The organism is Amycolatopsis lurida (assembly GCF_900105055.1).
GTDB classification, from domain to species: Bacteria; Actinomycetota; Actinomycetes; order Mycobacteriales; family Pseudonocardiaceae; genus Amycolatopsis; species Amycolatopsis lurida.
This window is the reverse complement of sequence record NZ_FNTA01000004.1, coordinates 4,901,964-4,917,909: the sequence shown is the minus strand read 5'-3', so window position 1 is coordinate 4,917,909 and position 15,946 is coordinate 4,901,964. Positions and strand designations below refer to the sequence as shown.

The following is a 15,946-nucleotide window of genomic DNA, read 5'->3' as shown; positions in this document are numbered from 1 at the left end:
GACATGTGCGGGCACGGGCGTACTCGCGTGCTGCGACTGGGGGTCGGCACGCCGGGCGCCCGTGCCTCACTCGGCCTTGGCCGTTTCGCCGACGAGCGAGGCCAGCTTCGTCCGGACGTCCTCGGCGTCGGGATGCGCGAGTTCGGTCAGCACCCGGACCGAACGCAGCCAGCACTCCCGCGCCGACGAGGGATCACCGAGCCGAAGATGGATTCCGCCGAGTTGGGCCAGCACGTCGGCCGCCTCGTAGAGCTCACCGTGGGCGAAGAACATCTCGACGGCGCGCCGCATGCAGGCGATGCCCTCCTCGCCGCGGCCGAGCCCGACCAGCGCGGTGCCCTTGGTGTGCAAGGTGAAGCGGGCTTCGTCGGGGAGCGCGTGCGACTCCAGCGCCAAGGCTTGATCGGCGAAGTCGAGTGCCTGTTCGAAGCGGCCCGCCTTGGTGCAGATGTCGCCGAGAGCCTGCAGCGCGCTGGCCTCCATGCCGGCGCCGACGTTGCTCTCCCGGATGAGCCGCAACGCGCGCGTCCCGTATTCCCATCCGGTGTCGGGGTCCTGGCTGGCCAGCGTGAGGTTGTAGAGGGCCCGCGCCTCACCTTGCCGGTCCCCGACCTGCCGTTGCAGTTCGACGACCTGCTTCAGGTAGCCGACGCTGTCGCCGTATTGGCGGGCGACGCCGCAGGCCACGCCGAGCCCGCTGAGGATGGCGGCCTCGCCGGAACGGTCCCCCAGGTCCCGGGCGGCGCGGAGCGCCACGCCGAACACCGAACGCCAGTCCTCCAGCCGCGCCCGCACGATGAAGTACGACTGCAGCAGCCACGCCAGCTGCCAGCACTCCCGGTACCGCCGCTCCCGGTACGCGACGTTCACCGCGGCGATGAGGTTCCCCGCCTCCTCGTCGAACCAGTCGAGCGCCTGCTCGTAGTGCCCGAACCGCAGTCCGGCACCGTCGAACCGCTCCGGTTCCACGAGCCGGTAATGCCGTTCCGGACGCAGGAGCCTCGACGCGTTCAACGCCGAAGCGAGCGACGCGTGGAGCAGCCTGTCCAGCACGGCCGTCCGCGCCTCGGGCCCGTCGATCTTCGCCGAAAGCTCGGCCGCATACGCCCGGATCAGGTCGTGGAACTGGTACCGGCCCGGCCTGGACCGCCCGATCAGGTGAGCGGACGCGAGTTTCGCCAGATCCTCGTGCGCTTCGGCGATGTCGACCCCGGCCACCGCCGCGGCCGCGGGCACGCTGAAGTCGCCACCGGTGGGCAGGCCGAGCAGCCGCAACAGCCGCGCGGCCCGTTCGTCGAGCGCCCGGTACGAGTACGAGAAGACGGCCCGGATGTTCGTTTCGTCGCCGTCGGCGAGGTCGAACGAGCCCAGCCGGTCCTGTTCGGCTTCCAGCAGCCGGACGAACTCCCGCAACCCGAGGTCCGGGAACTGTGCCGCCCGCACCGCGAGGATCCGGATGGCCAGCGGCAGCCCGCCGCAGTACCGGACGAATCGTTCGGTGGCCTCGGGGTCTTCGGCGACGCGGTCCAGTCCGATCGTCGACGCGAGGAGGGCGATCGCGTCCTCGTCCGGCAGTTCCTCCAGCGCGAGGCGCCGCGCGCCGTGGGTCGCCACGAGTGCCTGCAACTGCCAGCGGCTGGTCACCAGCACCAGGCAGCCGGGGCCGGGCAGCAACGGCCTGATCTGTTCGGTGCTCCCCGCGTTGTCGAGCAGGATCAGCATCCGGCGGCCGGCGCTGTAGGTGCGCCAGGTGGCCGCGCGCCCGTCGACGTCGGCGGGGATCCGGTCCGCGGGGACACCGACGGAGACGAGCATGGTTTCGAGCGCGGCGGCGGCTTCGACCGGCTCGCCGGGTCCGTAGCCGCGCAGGTTGAGGTACACCTGCCCGCCGGGGAACCGGTCTCCGACCTCGTGCGCGAAATGGACGGCGAGCGTCGTCTTTCCGATCCCGCCCATCCCTTCGATCGACGCGATCGAGGTCGAACGCTCGGTGTCCAGCGCTTCCGGGACGAGTCCGTGCAGCGCCTTGAGGTCGCGTTGGCGGCCGGAGAACACCCGGAGATCGGCGGGGAGCTGCCGCGGGATCAACGGCTCGGCGCCGAGCCGGTACCGCGTGAGCCCGGAGTCCAATGTGGTCTCGACGGACTCTTCACCGGTCAGGATGGCCTGGTGCGCCCGCTGCAGCGACGCGCCTGGGTCGAGGCCGAGTTCTTCGGCCAGCACCGCGCCGATCCGGCGGTAGACCTTCAGCGCCTCGGCCTGTCTGCCGGAGCGGTAGAGCGCGATCATCAGCTGCTCGTGCAGCCGCTCCCGCAGCGGGTTCTCGCGGCACAACCTGGTCAGTTCGGGAACGACGGTGGCGTGATCGCCGAGGGCGATGAGCGCGTCGGCCCACTGCTCACGCACGCGCAGCCGCTCTTCACCCAGCTGATCGGCTTCGTCCCGAAGCAGCGCTTCGGAGTGGACGTTCTGCAATGCCGGGCCACGCCACTCGGACAGCGCGGCGGCGAACCGGTCCGCGGCCCCGCGCAGGTCGCCGTCCCGCGCGGCCTCCGTCCCGGCCGTGGCGAGTGACCGGAAACGAGCGAGGTCGAGCAGCTTCTCGTCGAGTTCGAGCAGGTAGCCGCCGCGTTCCGTGCGGATGGTGACCTCGTCACCGAGCGCGCGGCGGACCCGCAGGATGTAGGTCTGCAGGGCTCCCTTGGACCGCCGCCGGTCGTCCGGCCACAGCCAGCGGCCCAGTTCCTCGACCGGCACCACCGTGTTCGCGCGCAGCAACAGGCCCGCCAGCACGATGAGCGGCCTGCTGCCGCCCAAGGGCACCGGCAGCCCGTCCGCCGTGACCTCCGTGGGCCCCAGCACGCGAAAGTCGAGTGCCACGTCGCTCATTCTGTCCGGAACCGAGACAAACGGCACGTGATTCCCACAGTGGCATGATCGGTACCGATGGACGTCTACGCGATCCCCCTGCGCACGCGGTTCCGCGGCATCACCGTCCGTGAAGGACTGCTGCTCCGCGGCGAAGCGGGCTGGGGCGAATTCTGCCCGTTCTCCGACTACTCCGACGCCGAGAGCGCGCCGTGGCTGGCGTCCGCGCTGGAGGCGAGCGAACGCGGCTGGCCGTCGCCGGTGCGGGAGAGCGTCGAGGTGAACGCGACCGTCCCGGTGGTGTCCCCGGACAAGGCGTACGAACTCGTGTCCGCGTCGGGTTGCCGTACGGCGAAGGTGAAGGTCGCCGACCCGCGGGTGAGCCTCGCCGAGGACTGCGCCCGGGTGGAGGCGGTGCGGTCCGCGCTGGGCCCTCGGGGCGCGGTCCGCGTCGACGCGAACATGGCCTGGGACGTGGACACCGCGGTCAAGGCCATCGGTGAACTGGACCGCGCGGCGGGCGGGCTCGAATACGCCGAGCAGCCGTGCCCGTCGATCGAGGAGCTCGCCGACGTCCGGCGCCGGGTCGGCGTGCGGATCGCCGCGGACGAATCGATCCGCCGGGCCGAGGATCCGCTCAAGGTGGCCGTGGCGGGAGCGGCCGACATCGCCGTGCTGAAGGTCGCTCCGCTGGGCGGGGTCCGGCGAGCGCTGGAGGTCGCCGAAGCGTGCGGGCTGCCGTGCGTGGTGTCGTCCGCCGTCGAGACGAGCGTCGGTCTCGCCGCCGGGCTGGCGCTCGCGGGTGCACTGCCCACTTTGGACTTCGCCTGCGGACTGGGCACGATGTCCTTGCTGACGGGGGATGTCTGCGGCGACTCACTGTCTCCTGTGGACGGTCAGCTGCCGGTGCCGCTTCAGGCTCCCGCTCCCGACCTGTTCGCGGCTCACGCCGCCGCCCCGGACGTCCGGGCGGCCTGGGAAGCCCGCCTCACCCGCGTCCGCGCCCACCTCCGGACGCCATGAAGGACGCTTTCACAACGAATTTCGCCATGAAAGCGTCCTTCATCTCACGCTGTCGGGAGAAGATCAGGTGCAGTGCTCGAAAGGCGATTCGTAGCTGTTGGAACCCGCCGAGCCGCCCCACCGGACGCACTTCGCGCCGGCGGCCGCGCTCACCGGGCCCGCGTAGTACTCGAAGCTGCCGGAGTCTGTCTTCCTCGCCGAACCTTGGACTTCGAGGAAGGCCGAAACCGCGCTGCCCGTGCCGACCGAGGTGGACTTGATGGTGGTGACGCAGTTGTTCTTGGTCGTGCCGTTGTACAGCAGGTACGCGGTCGCGGCGCTGCCGAGTGCCTGCGAGTCGATCACCTTGTAGCCGTCGCCGCACACCTCGACGGCGTCGTACGGGTTGGGATTCCCGTTGCCGCTGCAGGTGTTCTTCGAGGTCACGTTGGCGTTCGGGTAGCCGAACTTCACGCCGTTGAAGTACGCGGGCTTGATGTTGCTCGGCCACGACGAGTCGTTGGTGCGGACCTCGTAGTGCAGGTGCGGGCTGATGTTGTTGCCCGGCTTGGAGGTGTTGCCGACCTCGCCGATCTTCTGCCCCTGCGCGACCTGCGCGTTGAGCGCGACCGAGCGGACCTTCAGGTGCGCGTAGTAGGTCGACCATCCCCCACCGTGGTCGATCTTCACCAGATTGCCGAACCCGTTGTCCGACCCCTGGTGCGCCGAGATGACGACCTTGCCCGCCGCGGCCGCGACCACGGTGTCACCGAGGTCCGCCCCCGCCGAGCCGCCGCGGTTGAAGTCGATCTCGTAGGCCCGGTGCGCGCTGCTGTTGTCGTTGTCGCCGTTCCACACCTGGTTGCAGGGGAACGGGAGCTGGAAGTTGGGACGCGGCCCGACGGCGGCCTCGGCCGACGTCGCGGTGATCGCCAGCCCGGCCATGCCCAGCAAGGCGGTGGCGGCCGCCGTGACCACTCGTCTGAATCTCATCGGAAGTCCTTTCTCGGCGTTTCGCGAGAAGCGTCCCGAAAGGGCGTACAAGCGAGATACAAACGACCACGAGCCCTCCTGGCCGAGGGGACCAGGAGGACTCGCGCCGCCTCCGCACCGGACCGTCCGCGTCTTCCCCGTCCCGGTGCGGGTGTCTCAGCCGACCCGCTCGATGGTGGCCCGGCGGATCAGGAACTTCCCGGGTTCGCGGACCTGCTCGAAGGCCGCGTTGTTCAGCAGCGCGCAGCTGCCGGAAACGCCGGTGACCTCGACGGTCGTGGACTTGTCGTTGTCCAGGTTCGTCACCTTCAGTTTGGTGCCCGCCGGGAACTCGCTGCTGGACGCCGCGGGCGCGCCGCCCTCGCCGGACAGCGTCACCGTGGAGCCCGGGCAGACGACTTCGCCTTCCCCTGCCGCCTGCTCGACGGCCTCTCCCGCGATGGCGTCTGCCTGGACGTCCTCGGTGCATCCCGCGGCTTCGCGGCGCTGCTGGATGAGGTCGACGACAGCCTGCCGGTTCGCGATCCGCGCCGCGGACTGCGCGTCCGGATCCGCCTGCTGGCCCGCGATGAAGCCGAGATTGTTCCGGAGGGCGGTGTCCAGTCCCTGGCAGCTTTCCGCGGCCTGTCCGTCCGGAGTGCTGATCGCGAACATCGCCGCGGCGATGGCGGCCACCCCGAGAATGGACGCGATGCCGATCGTCGCACGCTTGCGGTGTTTCCCGGCACTGTTCATCATCGGTGCTTCCTCCGGTCTGGTTCCTCCTCACCCACATCCAGGGATACGGCCGGGTAACGGAAATGGTTCAAACCGAGTTCAGCCGAGCCAGGGTTTCGCGATCCGCGCGTAGGTGCCGTCGTTCAGCGCGAGATGCAGCCACTGGTCGGCCCACTCCTTGAACACGATGTCGCGCGGCATCAGGTACGCCTTCTCCGAGAAGGTGAACGGCTCGTCGGGGTGCACCGCGCACAGACGCGGATTCCGCTTTGCCTGCCAACGGGTTTCGGTCGCGTCGGTGATCATCAGATCGGCCCGGCCCGCCAGGATCTCGGCGAAGATCGTGTTGTTGTCCGGATGCCGCACGATGGTCGCGCGTTCGAGGTTGGCGTCGGCGAACTGTTCGTTGGTACCGCCCGGATTCACGATCGCCCGGACGCCCGGCTGGTCGATCTGTTCCAGGGTCTGGAAGCGCTTTTCGTTCTCGCACAAGGTGATCGGGGTCTTGCCGTCACGAAGATAGGGAACGGTGTAGAAACCCTTCTTCGCGCGGTCCAACGTCACCGACACCCCGCCCGTCGCCAGATCGCATTTCCGCCCGACGTCGTCGGCGATCGCCTTCCATGTGGTCTGGACCAGCTGGAGCCGGACGCCGAGCCGCCGCGCGAGGTCGCCCGCGAGGTCGATGTCGATCCCGCTCCACGCGCCCGCCGCGTCGCGATAGGTGAACGGGCGATAGTCGCCCGTCGAGCACACGCGGATCTCGCCGCGAGCCTGAACGACGTCGAGCCTGCTCTGCGCGCCATGGCCTTTGGGCGCGGCGCCGGCCGTACCGATTCCCAGCACGGTCAGCACCGCGACCCCGAACGTGAGCACCTTCGCCTTGATCGTCATCAAGGCATTCTCCCCGCCCCTCAGGGTCGGATTCCAGGGTCGGCTCGGGGCCGTTCCCCGATGCGCCGGGGGTCGTTCCGAAGCGAACATTGAGCCATGACCAACAGCGTGTACACCCCCCAGGCCACCAAGAAGCTCTACCGCAGCCGCACCGACAAGATGCTCGCGGGCGTCGCCGGCGGCTGGGCCGCCTACCTCGGCGTCGACGCCGCGATCCTGCGCATCGCCCTCGTGGCAGGCGTCTTCTTCACCGCCGGCTTCGCGATCCCGCTCTACGCCGCCGCGTGGCTCCTGACTCCGGAACAACCGGGCGAATCCTGACGGGGCGGGCGTCGCGCGCAGGGGGCGCGGCGCCCGTTGGGGCAGGGGGACAAGCGAAAGGCCCGGGTATGGGGATGCCCGGGCCTTTCGCTTTCGCCGTATCACGCGTGATCGAGGCCGTATCACGCGAGTTACGGCTTCAATCACGCGAGTTACGTCCCCAAGCACGCGAGTTACGGGCAGAAGAAAAGCCCGGACGCGCGAGGCGCGTCCGGGCTTTCCGGTGGTGCTACAGGCTCGAACTCAGAAGTCCATGCCGCCCATGCCACCGGACGGGTCGGCGGGAGCGGCCGAGGCCTTCTCCGGCTTGTCCGCCACGACGGCTTCGGTGGTCAGGAACAGCGCCGCGATGGAAGCGGCGTTCTGCAGCGCGGAGCGGGTGACCTTCGTGGGGTCCGGCACGCCGGCGGCGAGCAGGTCCTCGTAGACACCGGTGGCGGCGTTGAGGCCGTGGCCCTGCGGGAGGGACTTGACCTTCTCCGCCACGACGCCGCCCTCGAGGCCGGCGTTGATCGCGATCTGCTTGAGCGGCGCCTCGACGGCGACCTTGACGATGTTGGCACCAGTGGCCTCGTCGCCCTCGAGCTTCAGACCGGCGAAGGCGGCCTCGGCGGCCTGGATGAGAGCGACGCCACCACCGGCGACGATGCCCTCTTCGACGGCGGCCTTGGCGTTGCGCACCGCGTCCTCGATGCGGTGCTTGCGCTCCTTCAGCTCGACCTCGGTGGCGGCACCGGCCTTGATGACGGCCACGCCGCCGGCCAGCTTCGCCAGGCGCTCCTGGAGCTTCTCGCGGTCGTAGTCCGAGTCCGAGTTGTCGATCTCGGCGCGGATCTGGTTGACGCGACCCTGGATCTGGTCGGCGTCGCCCGCACCCTCGACGATGGTGGTCTCGTCCTTGGTGATGACGGCCTTGCGCGCCTTGCCCAGCAGGGAAAGGTCCGCGTTCTCCAGCTTGAGGCCGACGTCCTCGGAGATGACCTGGCCACCGGTCAGGATCGCGATGTCCTGCAGGATCGCCTTGCGGCGGTCACCGAAGCCCGGGGCCTTGACGGCGACGGACTTGAAGGTGCCACGCATCTTGTTGACGATGAGGGTGGCCAGGGCCTCGCCCTCGACGTCCTCGGCGATGATCAGCAGCGGCTTGCCGGACTGGATGACCTTCTCCAGCAGCGGCAGGACGTCCTTGACGGTGGAGATCTTGGAGCCGAAGAGGAGGACGTACGGGTCCTCGAGCTCGGCTTCCTGACGCTCCGGGTCGGTCACGAAGTAACCGGAGATGTAGCCCTTGTCGAAGCGCATACCCTCGGTGAGCTCGAGCTCGAGCCCGAAGGTGTTGCTCTCCTCGACGGTGACGACGCCTTCCTTGCCGACCTTGTCCAGCGCCTCGGCGATGAGCTCACCGATGGTGCGGTCCGCGGCGGAGATCGACGCGGTGGCGGCGATCTGCTCCTTGGTCTCGATCTGCACGGCCATCTTGTGCAGCTGCTCGGTGATGGCCTCGACGGCCGCCTCGATGCCGCGCTTCAGGCTGATGGGGTCGGCCCCGGCGGCGACGTTGCGCAGACCCTCGCGGACGAGAGCCTGGGCGAGCACGGTGGCGGTGGTGGTGCCGTCACCCGCGACGTCGTCGGTCTTCTTGGCAACTTCCTTGACGAGCTCGGCCCCGATCTTCTCCCACGGGTCCTCGAGCTCGATCTCCTTGGCGATGGAGACACCGTCGTTGGTGATCGTCGGCGCGCCCCACTTCTTTTCGAGCACGACGTTCCGGCCCCGCGGGCCGAGGGTCACCTTGACGGCTTCGGCGAGGGTGTTCAAGCCGCGCTCAAGACCGCGGCGGGCGTCCTCGTCGAACGCGATCAGTTTGGCCATTGCGGTGTGGTCCTCCGGTATTGGGCGCCGCCGCACGCCTACTACAGCGCGGCGGCAGGACTCTTCCTCGGCCAGGCTCGGTGCCCGCGACGGACGACCCACCCGATCAAGGGTGCGGCCTCACCGTCCCGACCTTCAGGCGAGCGATCGGTGACCGCTCTGCCTGGCACTCGACGGCGTCGAGTGCCAATGTCGTGTTTAGCACTCTCCAGGGGAGAGTGCAAGAACCGCAGGTCAGCGCGGTGGTATCAGGTGCTCGGCTTGATGGAGATCGACGACGGCGGCGGCTTCAGCGACGATCCGGGGGCCTGCGACTGCGAGCCGCCGGGGCCGACCGGGATGTTCGGCGCGGTGGTCTGCGGGCCGTTGCCCCTGCTCGAATCACCGAAGACGAAGATGGCGGCGACGATCGCGCCCGCGACCACGAGGGCGCCGACGATGATCCAGATCCACTTGGCGCCGCCGCCCTTCTTGGGCTGCTGCTGGAAACCGCCCTGCTGCTGCGGCGGGCCGTAACCCGGAGGCGGCCCCTGCTGGAAACCACCCTGCTGGAAACCGCCTTGCTGCTGCGGCGGGCCGTAGCCAGGCGGCGGCCCCTGCTGGAAACCACCCTGCTGGAAGCCACCCTGCTGCGGCGGCGGGCCGTAACCGGGCGGCGGGCCTTGCGGCGGCGGCCCCTGCGGTCCCGGTCCCTGCTGGCCGTAGCCGGGCTGCTGTCCTCCGTACGGGTGCACGGGGCCCCCCTCTCCCTGTGGCGGCGTGTTCTGCCTTGGCGCCTGCTGGGGCGCGGTCTGCTGGACCGGCGCCGCGGCCCCGGGCGGACCGGGAGGCTCGTTCGAAGTCGCGAGCGGACCGAGCGCGCGCCTGGCGGCCGCGATCATCTCAACACAGTTGGGGTAGCGATCGGCGGGATTCTTCGCCATTCCCTTCCGGACGACCTCGTCGATCCCGGCGGGCAGGCCGACGATCCGCGAGATGGCCGGGGGCTCGCCGTTCAGGTGCCCCTTGATGACCGTCTGCACGTCACCCTTGAAGGGCGGGCTGCCGGTCAAGCAGGCGTAGAGGACGCAGGTGAGCGCGTACTGGTCGGTGCGGCCGTCGAGCGGCTCGCCGCGCAGGTGCTCGGGGGCCGCGTACGTGGGCGAGCCGAGGAAGTCGCCGCCGCGGGTCCGGTGCCCGGTGGCGCCGCGGCGGGTCAGGCCGAAGTCGGCGACGTAGACGTGCTCACGAGAGGTCTCCTTGCTGGTGACCAGGACGTTCGCCGGTTTGACGTCGAGGTGCACGAGACCCCGGTTGTGCAGGGTGTCGAGCGCGTCGGCGACCTGGTCGAGCATGTTCAGCGCACGGGCGGGCGCGATCGGGCCGCCGGAGATCAGCCCGGCGAGGTCGCCGCCGTCGACCATCCGCATGGCGATGTAGAGCATGCCTTCGAGCTCGCCGAAGTCGTACAAGGGCACGACGTTGGCATGGTCGATCGCGGACGTGTTCCGCGCCTCGTCGACGAAGCGTTCGCGGAACTCGGCGTCGGCCCCGAGGTGATCACCGATGACCTTCAGTGCCACCTTGCGTCCGAGCCGCACGTCCGTGGCCTTGTAGGTCACGCTCATGCCGCCCTTGCCGAGCACTCCGTCGATGCGGTAGTTGCCCAGCCGGCGACCGGTCAGGTCCCCCGACTCATCGCCTGTCACGCAGCGCAGCCTAACGCGCCAGTTCCGGAGGCCGCCGGGGGTCGGCCGAAGTCTCGTTATGAGACCTTGCGTACGTCCGCCGCCTGACTCCGCCCGTCACGGCCGGACTGGACTTCGAATTCCACGCGGTCACCCTCGTCGAGCGTCCGGAATCCGTCGGCCTGAATGGCCGAGTAGTGGACGAAGACATCGGGCCCTTCGGTGGATTCGATGAATCCGTAGCCCTTTTCCGAGTTGAACCACTTGACGGTGCCGACTGCCACAGCGCACTCCCTCAGCACTGGATCCGTCGGCCTTCTCTGCCCCGGCCGGCGGTTTCGAGTGCAGTTCACGCTACCCGAATTACCGGCGTCGGCAATGCTCAATTCGTCTCAAGGTCATCCGCGGGAAAGCCGCCTATTGCGCGCTTGCACAAGGACGCGTCCTGGTCCCGCGAAGTCCAGCGCGAGCCCTTCGCCGGTGCGGACCGACTGCGGGCCGGACGGGTCGACCGCGCGGAGACGGCACTGCACGGTGTCCGGGTAGGCCAGCAGGAAGTCCGGCCGGACGGTGACGAGCTCGCCCGCGGTGAGTTCGAAGGCGTCGACCGGGCCCTGCGCGGCCAGTACGAGCGGCCCGGTTCCGCTGTAGTGCTCGAGGAAACCGGAGTCGGACCCGAAGAGCGTCTGCAGCGGCGCCCAGCCGGGATCGTGCCGGACGGTCGCCGGCCGGGCGAGGATCGCGTCCCGGCTCACGCACCAGCCACCCGCGCCGGTGAATTCCAGCGGATAGACGTCGCCCGCGGCCAGCGGCGCGAAGTCGATCCAACCGCCACCTTCCGGCGCGCTGAATACCGACGGCGCGCCCTTGCGCGCCCGCGAACCACCGCGGGAGGGAACGGTTTCGGTGATGCCGAAACTGCTGGCCAGCAGGGTGTCCCCGGCGGCCTGGACGGCCTCGCCGGGGGACAACAGCACTCGTGCGACCCCGAAGTTCGGGGTATGCCTCGTCTGGACCCGCATGGGCTCAGCGGGAGGGGACCTGGGCGATCACCCAGGCGGACAGCGCCGACGGGTTGCGGGTCTGGGTGAGCAGCTGGCCAGGACCGGCGAAATCGAAGACCAGGCCTTCACCACTCTTCATCGACTGGATGACGCCGGTGGCGACCTTGCGGATCTGGTACTGCAGGGTGTCGGCGAACGCGACGACGTGCCCGGTGTCGATGGTGATCACCTCGCCCTGCTGCAGGGTCACCGTCTCCAGCGCGCCGTAGCAGGCCACGACCAGCGGGCCCTGTCCCGTCGCGTGGGTCAGGAAGCCGCCCTCGCCACCGACGAGGTTCTTGAGCCCGCCCCATTTGGTCTCGGTCTGCACGCCGTGCGACGACGCGAGCCACGAGCCGCGGGTGACGCACCAGCCGGTGCGGCCGTCGAGGTTGATGATCTGCATGTCGCCCGGCAGGTTCGCGGCGACGTCGACCCAGCCGCCGTTCTGCGGGGCGGTGTAGGTGGAGATGAAGAACGACTCGCCGGAGAGGAAGGCGCGGCCGAGGCCCTTCATGATGCCGCCCTGCGCCTGGGACTGGACCTGCACGCCATAGCTCGTCGCCATCATCGCGCCCGACTCGACCTGCGCCGGCTCACCCGGGGCGAGCATGAGCCTCGCAACCGCGAACGAGGGCTGGTGACGGATCTGAACCTGCATGTCTTCTTCTCCCCGGTGGTGGTTGTGACGCGCAGAGTCTTGCATGCGCCCCCCGACCGAGGAGGATGGTCCGGTGATCTCCGTCGACGCCCACCGTGAGACCGTCACCGGCCTGCTCGGAAACGCCCCTGTCATCCGCCTTCCGCTCGCCTCCGCCGCGGGGCTCGTCCTCGCCGAGGACGTGCGCGCGGGGGTCTCGCTGCCGCCGTTCGACAACTCGGCGATGGACGGTTACGCGGTCCGCGCCGAAGACATCAGCGAAACGCCGGTGACGCTGCCGGTCGCCGAAGACATCCCCGCGGGCCGGGTCGACATCACGAAGCTGGAGCCGGGCACCGCGCACCGGATCATGACCGGCGCGCCGCTGCCGCCCGGCGCCGACGCCGTGGTGATGGTGGAGCACACGGACGGCGGTGTGACAGACGTCCGGATTCTCAGGACGGTTGTCCCGGGCACGCACATCCGGCGCCGGGGTGAAGACGTCGTCGAGGGCACGGTGGCGCTTTCGGCCGGAACCGTGCTCGGCCCGGCGCAACTGGGGCTCGCGGCCGCCGTCGGACTCGCCGAGGTCCCCGTGTTCAGGCCGTTGAAGGTGCTCGTCGTGTCCACCGGGACCGAGTTGGTCGACGCGCCGGAACCCTTGCGGCACGGGCAGATCTACGAGTCGAACAGCATCATGCTGGCGTCGGCGATCCGCGCGCTCGGCTGCGAGGCCGAGGTCGTGCGCAGTGTGGTCGACGACGTGGCCGAGTTCCGCTCGGTGATCGAGCCGCGGCTGGCGGACGCGGATCTGCTGGTGACCTCGGGCGGGGTCAGCGCGGGCGCGTACGAAGTGGTGAAGGACGCGCTGACCGGACAGGGCGTGGAGTTCCGGAAGGTCGCGATGCAGCCGGGCGGGCCGCAGGGCTGCGGACGCTGGAACGGCGTGCCGGTGGTGACCCTGCCGGGCAATCCGGTGAGCGTGCTCGTCTCCTTCGAAGCGTTCCTCCGCCCCGCGTTGCTCGCGGCGATGGGGCACACGGGCGTCGACCGGCAGCAGGTGCGCGCCCGGCTGACCGAGGCGATGACCTCCCCCGCCGGACGGCGCCAGTTCCGGCGGGGCTTCTACACGCATTCCGAAGGCGAGGTCACCGGGATCGTCGGTCCGCGCGGCGGGCCGGGCTCGCATCTGCTGGCGTCGTTCACGCAGGCGAACTGCCTGATCGTGCTGCCGGAGGACGTGGACTCGGTCGAGCAGGGCGACGAGGTGACCGTCCTGCTGCTCTGACCTGCGTTTCGCGGGCTAATCGCGATCCGACGGGAAGTCGCGGCACCGGCCGATCGGCGTGAACAGCAGCGCGAAGACGGCGACGACCTCCAGCCCGGCCATCAGGCCCAGCGTCTGCCGGACGCCGGCGGTCTCACCGAGGATCCCGCCGAGCAAGCCGCCCAGCGCGATCGCGCCGAGGCTCAGCACGGACATGCTCGCGGTGACCCGGCCGAACATGGCCGCCGGGACGTAGCGCTGTTTGAAGGTGGCGTTGAGGACGTTCGAGCCTACGACCCCGGCGCTGAGCGAAAACCCGGCGACGACGAAGAAGGCGAGCCCCCAGCCGTCCCGCGCGAGCGGACCGAGCAGCATCATCAACGCTCCGGCCCCCTCGGAGAACACGAAGGCGCGGGCGGTGCCGATCCGCACGGCGAGCTTGCCCGACAACGCGGCACCGAAGATGCCGCCCGCGCCGACGAGCGCGAGCACCAGTCCGGCGGTGCCCGCTCCCACGCCGAGGTCGCGGACGAGGAAGACGACCTCGATCGACTGGTAGCCCATGAGCGCGACGTTCGAGATCGCGCCGAAGACCGCCAGGACACGCAGATACGGGTCGTGGACGACGAAAGCGAGGCCATCGCGGATCTCGTCCCGCAGTCGTGACCGCGGCTTCACCGGGCGCTCCGGCTCCCGGTGACGGATGGAACGCAGGCACAGCGCGGAGATCCCGAAGCTGATGGCGTCGGCGAGCACCCCGGCGACCGCGCCGAACCCCTGTGCCAGCAGACCGGCCAGCCCGGGGCCGCCGATCTGCGCGGCGGATTCGCTGCCCTGCAGTTTTTCGTTGGCTTCCTGGAGTTGATCCTTCTCGACCAGCGAAGGCAAATACGCGCGGTACGCGACGTTGAAGAACACCTTCGCGACGCCGCCCGCCAAGGCCACGACGATCAGCTGGGTCATCGTGAGCAGACCCGCCCACGCGGCGACCGGGACGCTCAGGAACACCAGCATGGAAATGCCGTTGCACAGCAGCATGACCGGGCGTTTCGGCCGTCTGTCGACCCAGGCGCCGGCGGGCAGGCCGATCAGCAGCCACGGCAGCCAGGCGGCCGCGGTCAGCAGCCCGACCGCGAACGTGCTCGCCTGCAGGGTGACCACCGCGACGAGCGGCAGCGCGACGACGGCGATGGAACTGCCGAGCACGCTGGTCGTCTCGCCGGTCCACAAGAGCCGGAAATCCCTGGAGCGCAGCAATCCGCCGCGTTCGCGGGTGGTCACGGGCGGGCCGGGACGGCGCGGGTGGAGAAGAACACCGGCCTGCGTTCCTGGCCGTCGTCCGGCTCTTCGCGATCGCTGTACTCCCTTACCAGCGCTTGGATCCGGCCCTCGATCTCGGCCAGTTCCGCCACCGACAGCTTCATCCAGCTGTCGGTGGCGAAGGCGGCGCGATGCCACTCCTCCGGGTAGGTCTCGCGTTCGGCGAACCATTGGCGCGCCATGGAAACCTGGCGTTCGAGGGCGAGGGATTCGGCGGCGGCCGCGACCGGGTCGTCGGGGAAGTCCGACGGTGACCAGGAAACCGCGTAGCCGACACGGCGCCACCAGCGCTCGCGGCGGTCGCGGGCGAGTTCCGGCGCCTCTTCGACCAGATCGCTGGCGGCCAGCACCTTCAGGTGATGGCTGATGTTCCCGACCGCCTGCCCGGTCCGTTCGGCGAGCACGGACGCCGTGCACGGTCCGTCCAGGCGGAGGACGTCGAGCAGGCGGCGCCGCAGCGGATGCGACATCGCGGCGAGCACCTTCGAATCGTGGATTTCACGGACTTCACGGTCGGCCATGACGCACAACAGTAGTTGCACAATAACTCTTGTACAAGTCCCCTTGTGCTCTGCCGAGGAAAGTCGCCCTTCACACCCTGCCGAGTACATGAAGGCCCCCTTCCTTGCGTCTGGCGCAAGGAAGGGGGCCTTCATGTACTTCGCCCGGGGTGCGATGCCCTACGTGGTGATGACGTCACCGGGCGGACTCGCGCCGTCCACGTAATCTCGACGGCATGGGTTTCTTCTCGTGGATCGTGTTCGGCGCCATCGCGGGGTGGCTGGCCAATGTCGTGGTGGGCGGCCCGGACCGGCGGGGCGGCTGCCTGTTCAGCATCCTGGTCGGCGTGCTCGGTGCGGCGCTGGGCGGTTTCATCTACCGCCTCGCCACCGGCACCGAGAGGACCTTCGAGTTCGACTTCCCCAGCTTCGGCGTCGCCATTCTCGGATCGATCGTGCTGCTCGCCCTGCTGCGACTGGTGCGCGGCTCCGGGCGGAGCCACGACTCCTATCGCCGATGACCGATGGAGTAACCGTTGGTAACGGTTTTCTCGCGACGGGTGATCGTGCGTGTCCGGCGAACTAGAGTGGGAGTTTCGCTCAGTTCCAGTGGCCGCGTCCGGTCGCATGTGCCGTCGGGGGGCATATGCGTCCGGACGCGCGTGCCTCGGCGATGACCGAGGCGGCACGGACGGGATCGATGAGCGGAGGCATCGGCACCGCCGAAATGTCCCTCTTCCAGGCGCGGAACAGCTCGGCGAGTCGCACGCCTGCGGGGTCCGGGCTGGCGGGCATTCGCGGGTCCTCAAGGTCGGCGATCGGCATCAACTACCTAGAGTTAT

15 protein-coding genes are annotated in these 15,946 nt (G+C 69.5%); 4 read left to right on the top strand and 11 right to left on the bottom strand.

The genetic code is table 11. The annotated features are described in order from the left end of the window. Window positions 1–66: 66 nt before the first annotated feature. Complete coding sequence (locus BLW75_RS28605) at window positions 67–2,880, bottom strand: AfsR/SARP family transcriptional regulator (RefSeq protein WP_449500955.1); 2,814 nt, start codon at window positions 2,878–2,880, stop codon at window positions 67–69. Between the two features lie 66 nt (window positions 2,881–2,946). Between BLW75_RS28605 and BLW75_RS28600 the strand changes: the two genes are divergently transcribed. Next, entirely contained in the window at window positions 2,947–3,891 is a 945-nt protein-coding gene (locus BLW75_RS28600; protein WP_034308299.1) for an o-succinylbenzoate synthase, read from the top strand. Between the two features lie 63 nt (window positions 3,892–3,954). Here BLW75_RS28600 and BLW75_RS28595 read toward each other — a convergent pair whose 3' ends face one another. From BLW75_RS28595 to BLW75_RS28585, 3 genes are all read right to left on the bottom strand, one after another. Continuing rightward, window positions 3,955–4,863 (bottom strand): M23 family metallopeptidase, encoded by a 909-nt coding sequence (locus BLW75_RS28595; RefSeq protein WP_241783427.1) that lies wholly within the window; start codon window positions 4,861–4,863, stop codon window positions 3,955–3,957. 156 nt (window positions 4,864–5,019) lie between these two features. Next, complete coding sequence (locus tag BLW75_RS28590) at window positions 5,020–5,601, bottom strand: RlpA-like double-psi beta-barrel domain-containing protein (protein ID WP_034308294.1); 582 nt, start codon at window positions 5,599–5,601, stop codon at window positions 5,020–5,022. Window positions 5,602–5,679: 78 nt separating this feature from the next. After that, window positions 5,680–6,474 (bottom strand): transporter substrate-binding domain-containing protein, encoded by a 795-nt coding sequence (locus BLW75_RS28585; RefSeq protein WP_034308292.1) that lies wholly within the window; start codon window positions 6,472–6,474, stop codon window positions 5,680–5,682. Window positions 6,475–6,570: 96 nt separating this feature from the next. Here BLW75_RS28585 and BLW75_RS28580 point away from each other — a divergent pair, with 96 nt between their 5' ends. After that, a complete protein-coding gene (locus BLW75_RS28580; protein WP_007033414.1) occupies window positions 6,571–6,795 on the top strand; it encodes a PspC domain-containing protein in 225 nt (74 codons plus the stop codon). Window positions 6,796–7,038: 243 nt separating this feature from the next. On the opposite strand, the gene groL is transcribed toward BLW75_RS28580, so the two are convergent. The 5 genes from groL to BLW75_RS28555 all read right to left on the bottom strand — a co-directional run bounded on the left by groL (window position 7,039) and on the right by BLW75_RS28555 (window position 12,038). Then, window positions 7,039–8,667 carry a chaperonin GroEL gene (gene groL / locus BLW75_RS28575; protein WP_034308290.1) on the bottom strand — a complete coding sequence of 543 codons (1,629 nt, stop codon included), beginning with the start codon at window positions 8,665–8,667 and terminating at the stop codon, window positions 7,039–7,041. 248 nt (window positions 8,668–8,915) lie between these two features. Then, window positions 8,916–10,355: a serine/threonine-protein kinase gene (locus tag BLW75_RS28570; RefSeq protein ID WP_034308287.1), complete on the bottom strand. Its 1,440-nt coding sequence runs from the start codon at window positions 10,353–10,355 to the stop codon at window positions 8,916–8,918. A 56-nt stretch (window positions 10,356–10,411) separates the two neighbouring features. Then, window positions 10,412–10,618 (bottom strand): cold-shock protein, encoded by a 207-nt coding sequence (locus BLW75_RS28565; RefSeq protein WP_005164266.1) that lies wholly within the window; start codon window positions 10,616–10,618, stop codon window positions 10,412–10,414. Between the two features lie 114 nt (window positions 10,619–10,732). Then, complete coding sequence (locus tag BLW75_RS28560; RefSeq protein WP_034308285.1) at window positions 10,733–11,356, bottom strand: AIM24 family protein; 624 nt, start codon at window positions 11,354–11,356, stop codon at window positions 10,733–10,735. A gap of 4 nt (window positions 11,357–11,360) precedes the next feature. Next, window positions 11,361–12,038: a TIGR00266 family protein gene (locus BLW75_RS28555; RefSeq protein WP_034308282.1), complete on the bottom strand. Its 678-nt coding sequence runs from the start codon at window positions 12,036–12,038 to the stop codon at window positions 11,361–11,363. Window positions 12,039–12,111: 73 nt separating this feature from the next. Here BLW75_RS28555 and moeA point away from each other — a divergent pair, with 73 nt between their 5' ends. Next, window positions 12,112–13,305, top strand: coding sequence for a molybdopterin molybdotransferase MoeA (moeA, locus tag BLW75_RS28550; RefSeq protein WP_034308280.1), 1,194 nt, complete (start codon window positions 12,112–12,114; stop codon window positions 13,303–13,305). Window positions 13,306–13,320: 15 nt separating this feature from the next. Here the strand turns inward: moeA and BLW75_RS28545 are convergent, their stop codons facing one another. Both BLW75_RS28545 and BLW75_RS28540 read right to left on the bottom strand, forming a co-directional pair. Next, the gene (locus tag BLW75_RS28545) at window positions 13,321–14,565 is read right to left on the bottom strand and encodes an MFS transporter (RefSeq protein WP_091598497.1); all 1,245 of its coding nucleotides are present in this window, start codon (window positions 14,563–14,565) and stop codon (window positions 13,321–13,323) included. After that, a complete protein-coding gene (locus BLW75_RS28540; RefSeq protein WP_034308278.1) occupies window positions 14,562–15,125 on the bottom strand; it encodes an ArsR/SmtB family transcription factor in 564 nt (187 codons plus the stop codon). Before BLW75_RS28540 ends, BLW75_RS28545 begins: the two co-directional genes overlap by 4 nt. A gap of 215 nt (window positions 15,126–15,340) precedes the next feature. On the opposite strand from BLW75_RS28540, the gene BLW75_RS28535 reads away from it, so the two are divergent. Next, on the top strand, window positions 15,341–15,625 hold the full coding sequence (locus BLW75_RS28535; protein ID WP_034308275.1) for a GlsB/YeaQ/YmgE family stress response membrane protein: 285 nt from the start codon (window positions 15,341–15,343) through the stop codon (window positions 15,623–15,625). Window positions 15,626–15,946: the final 321 nt, after the last annotated feature.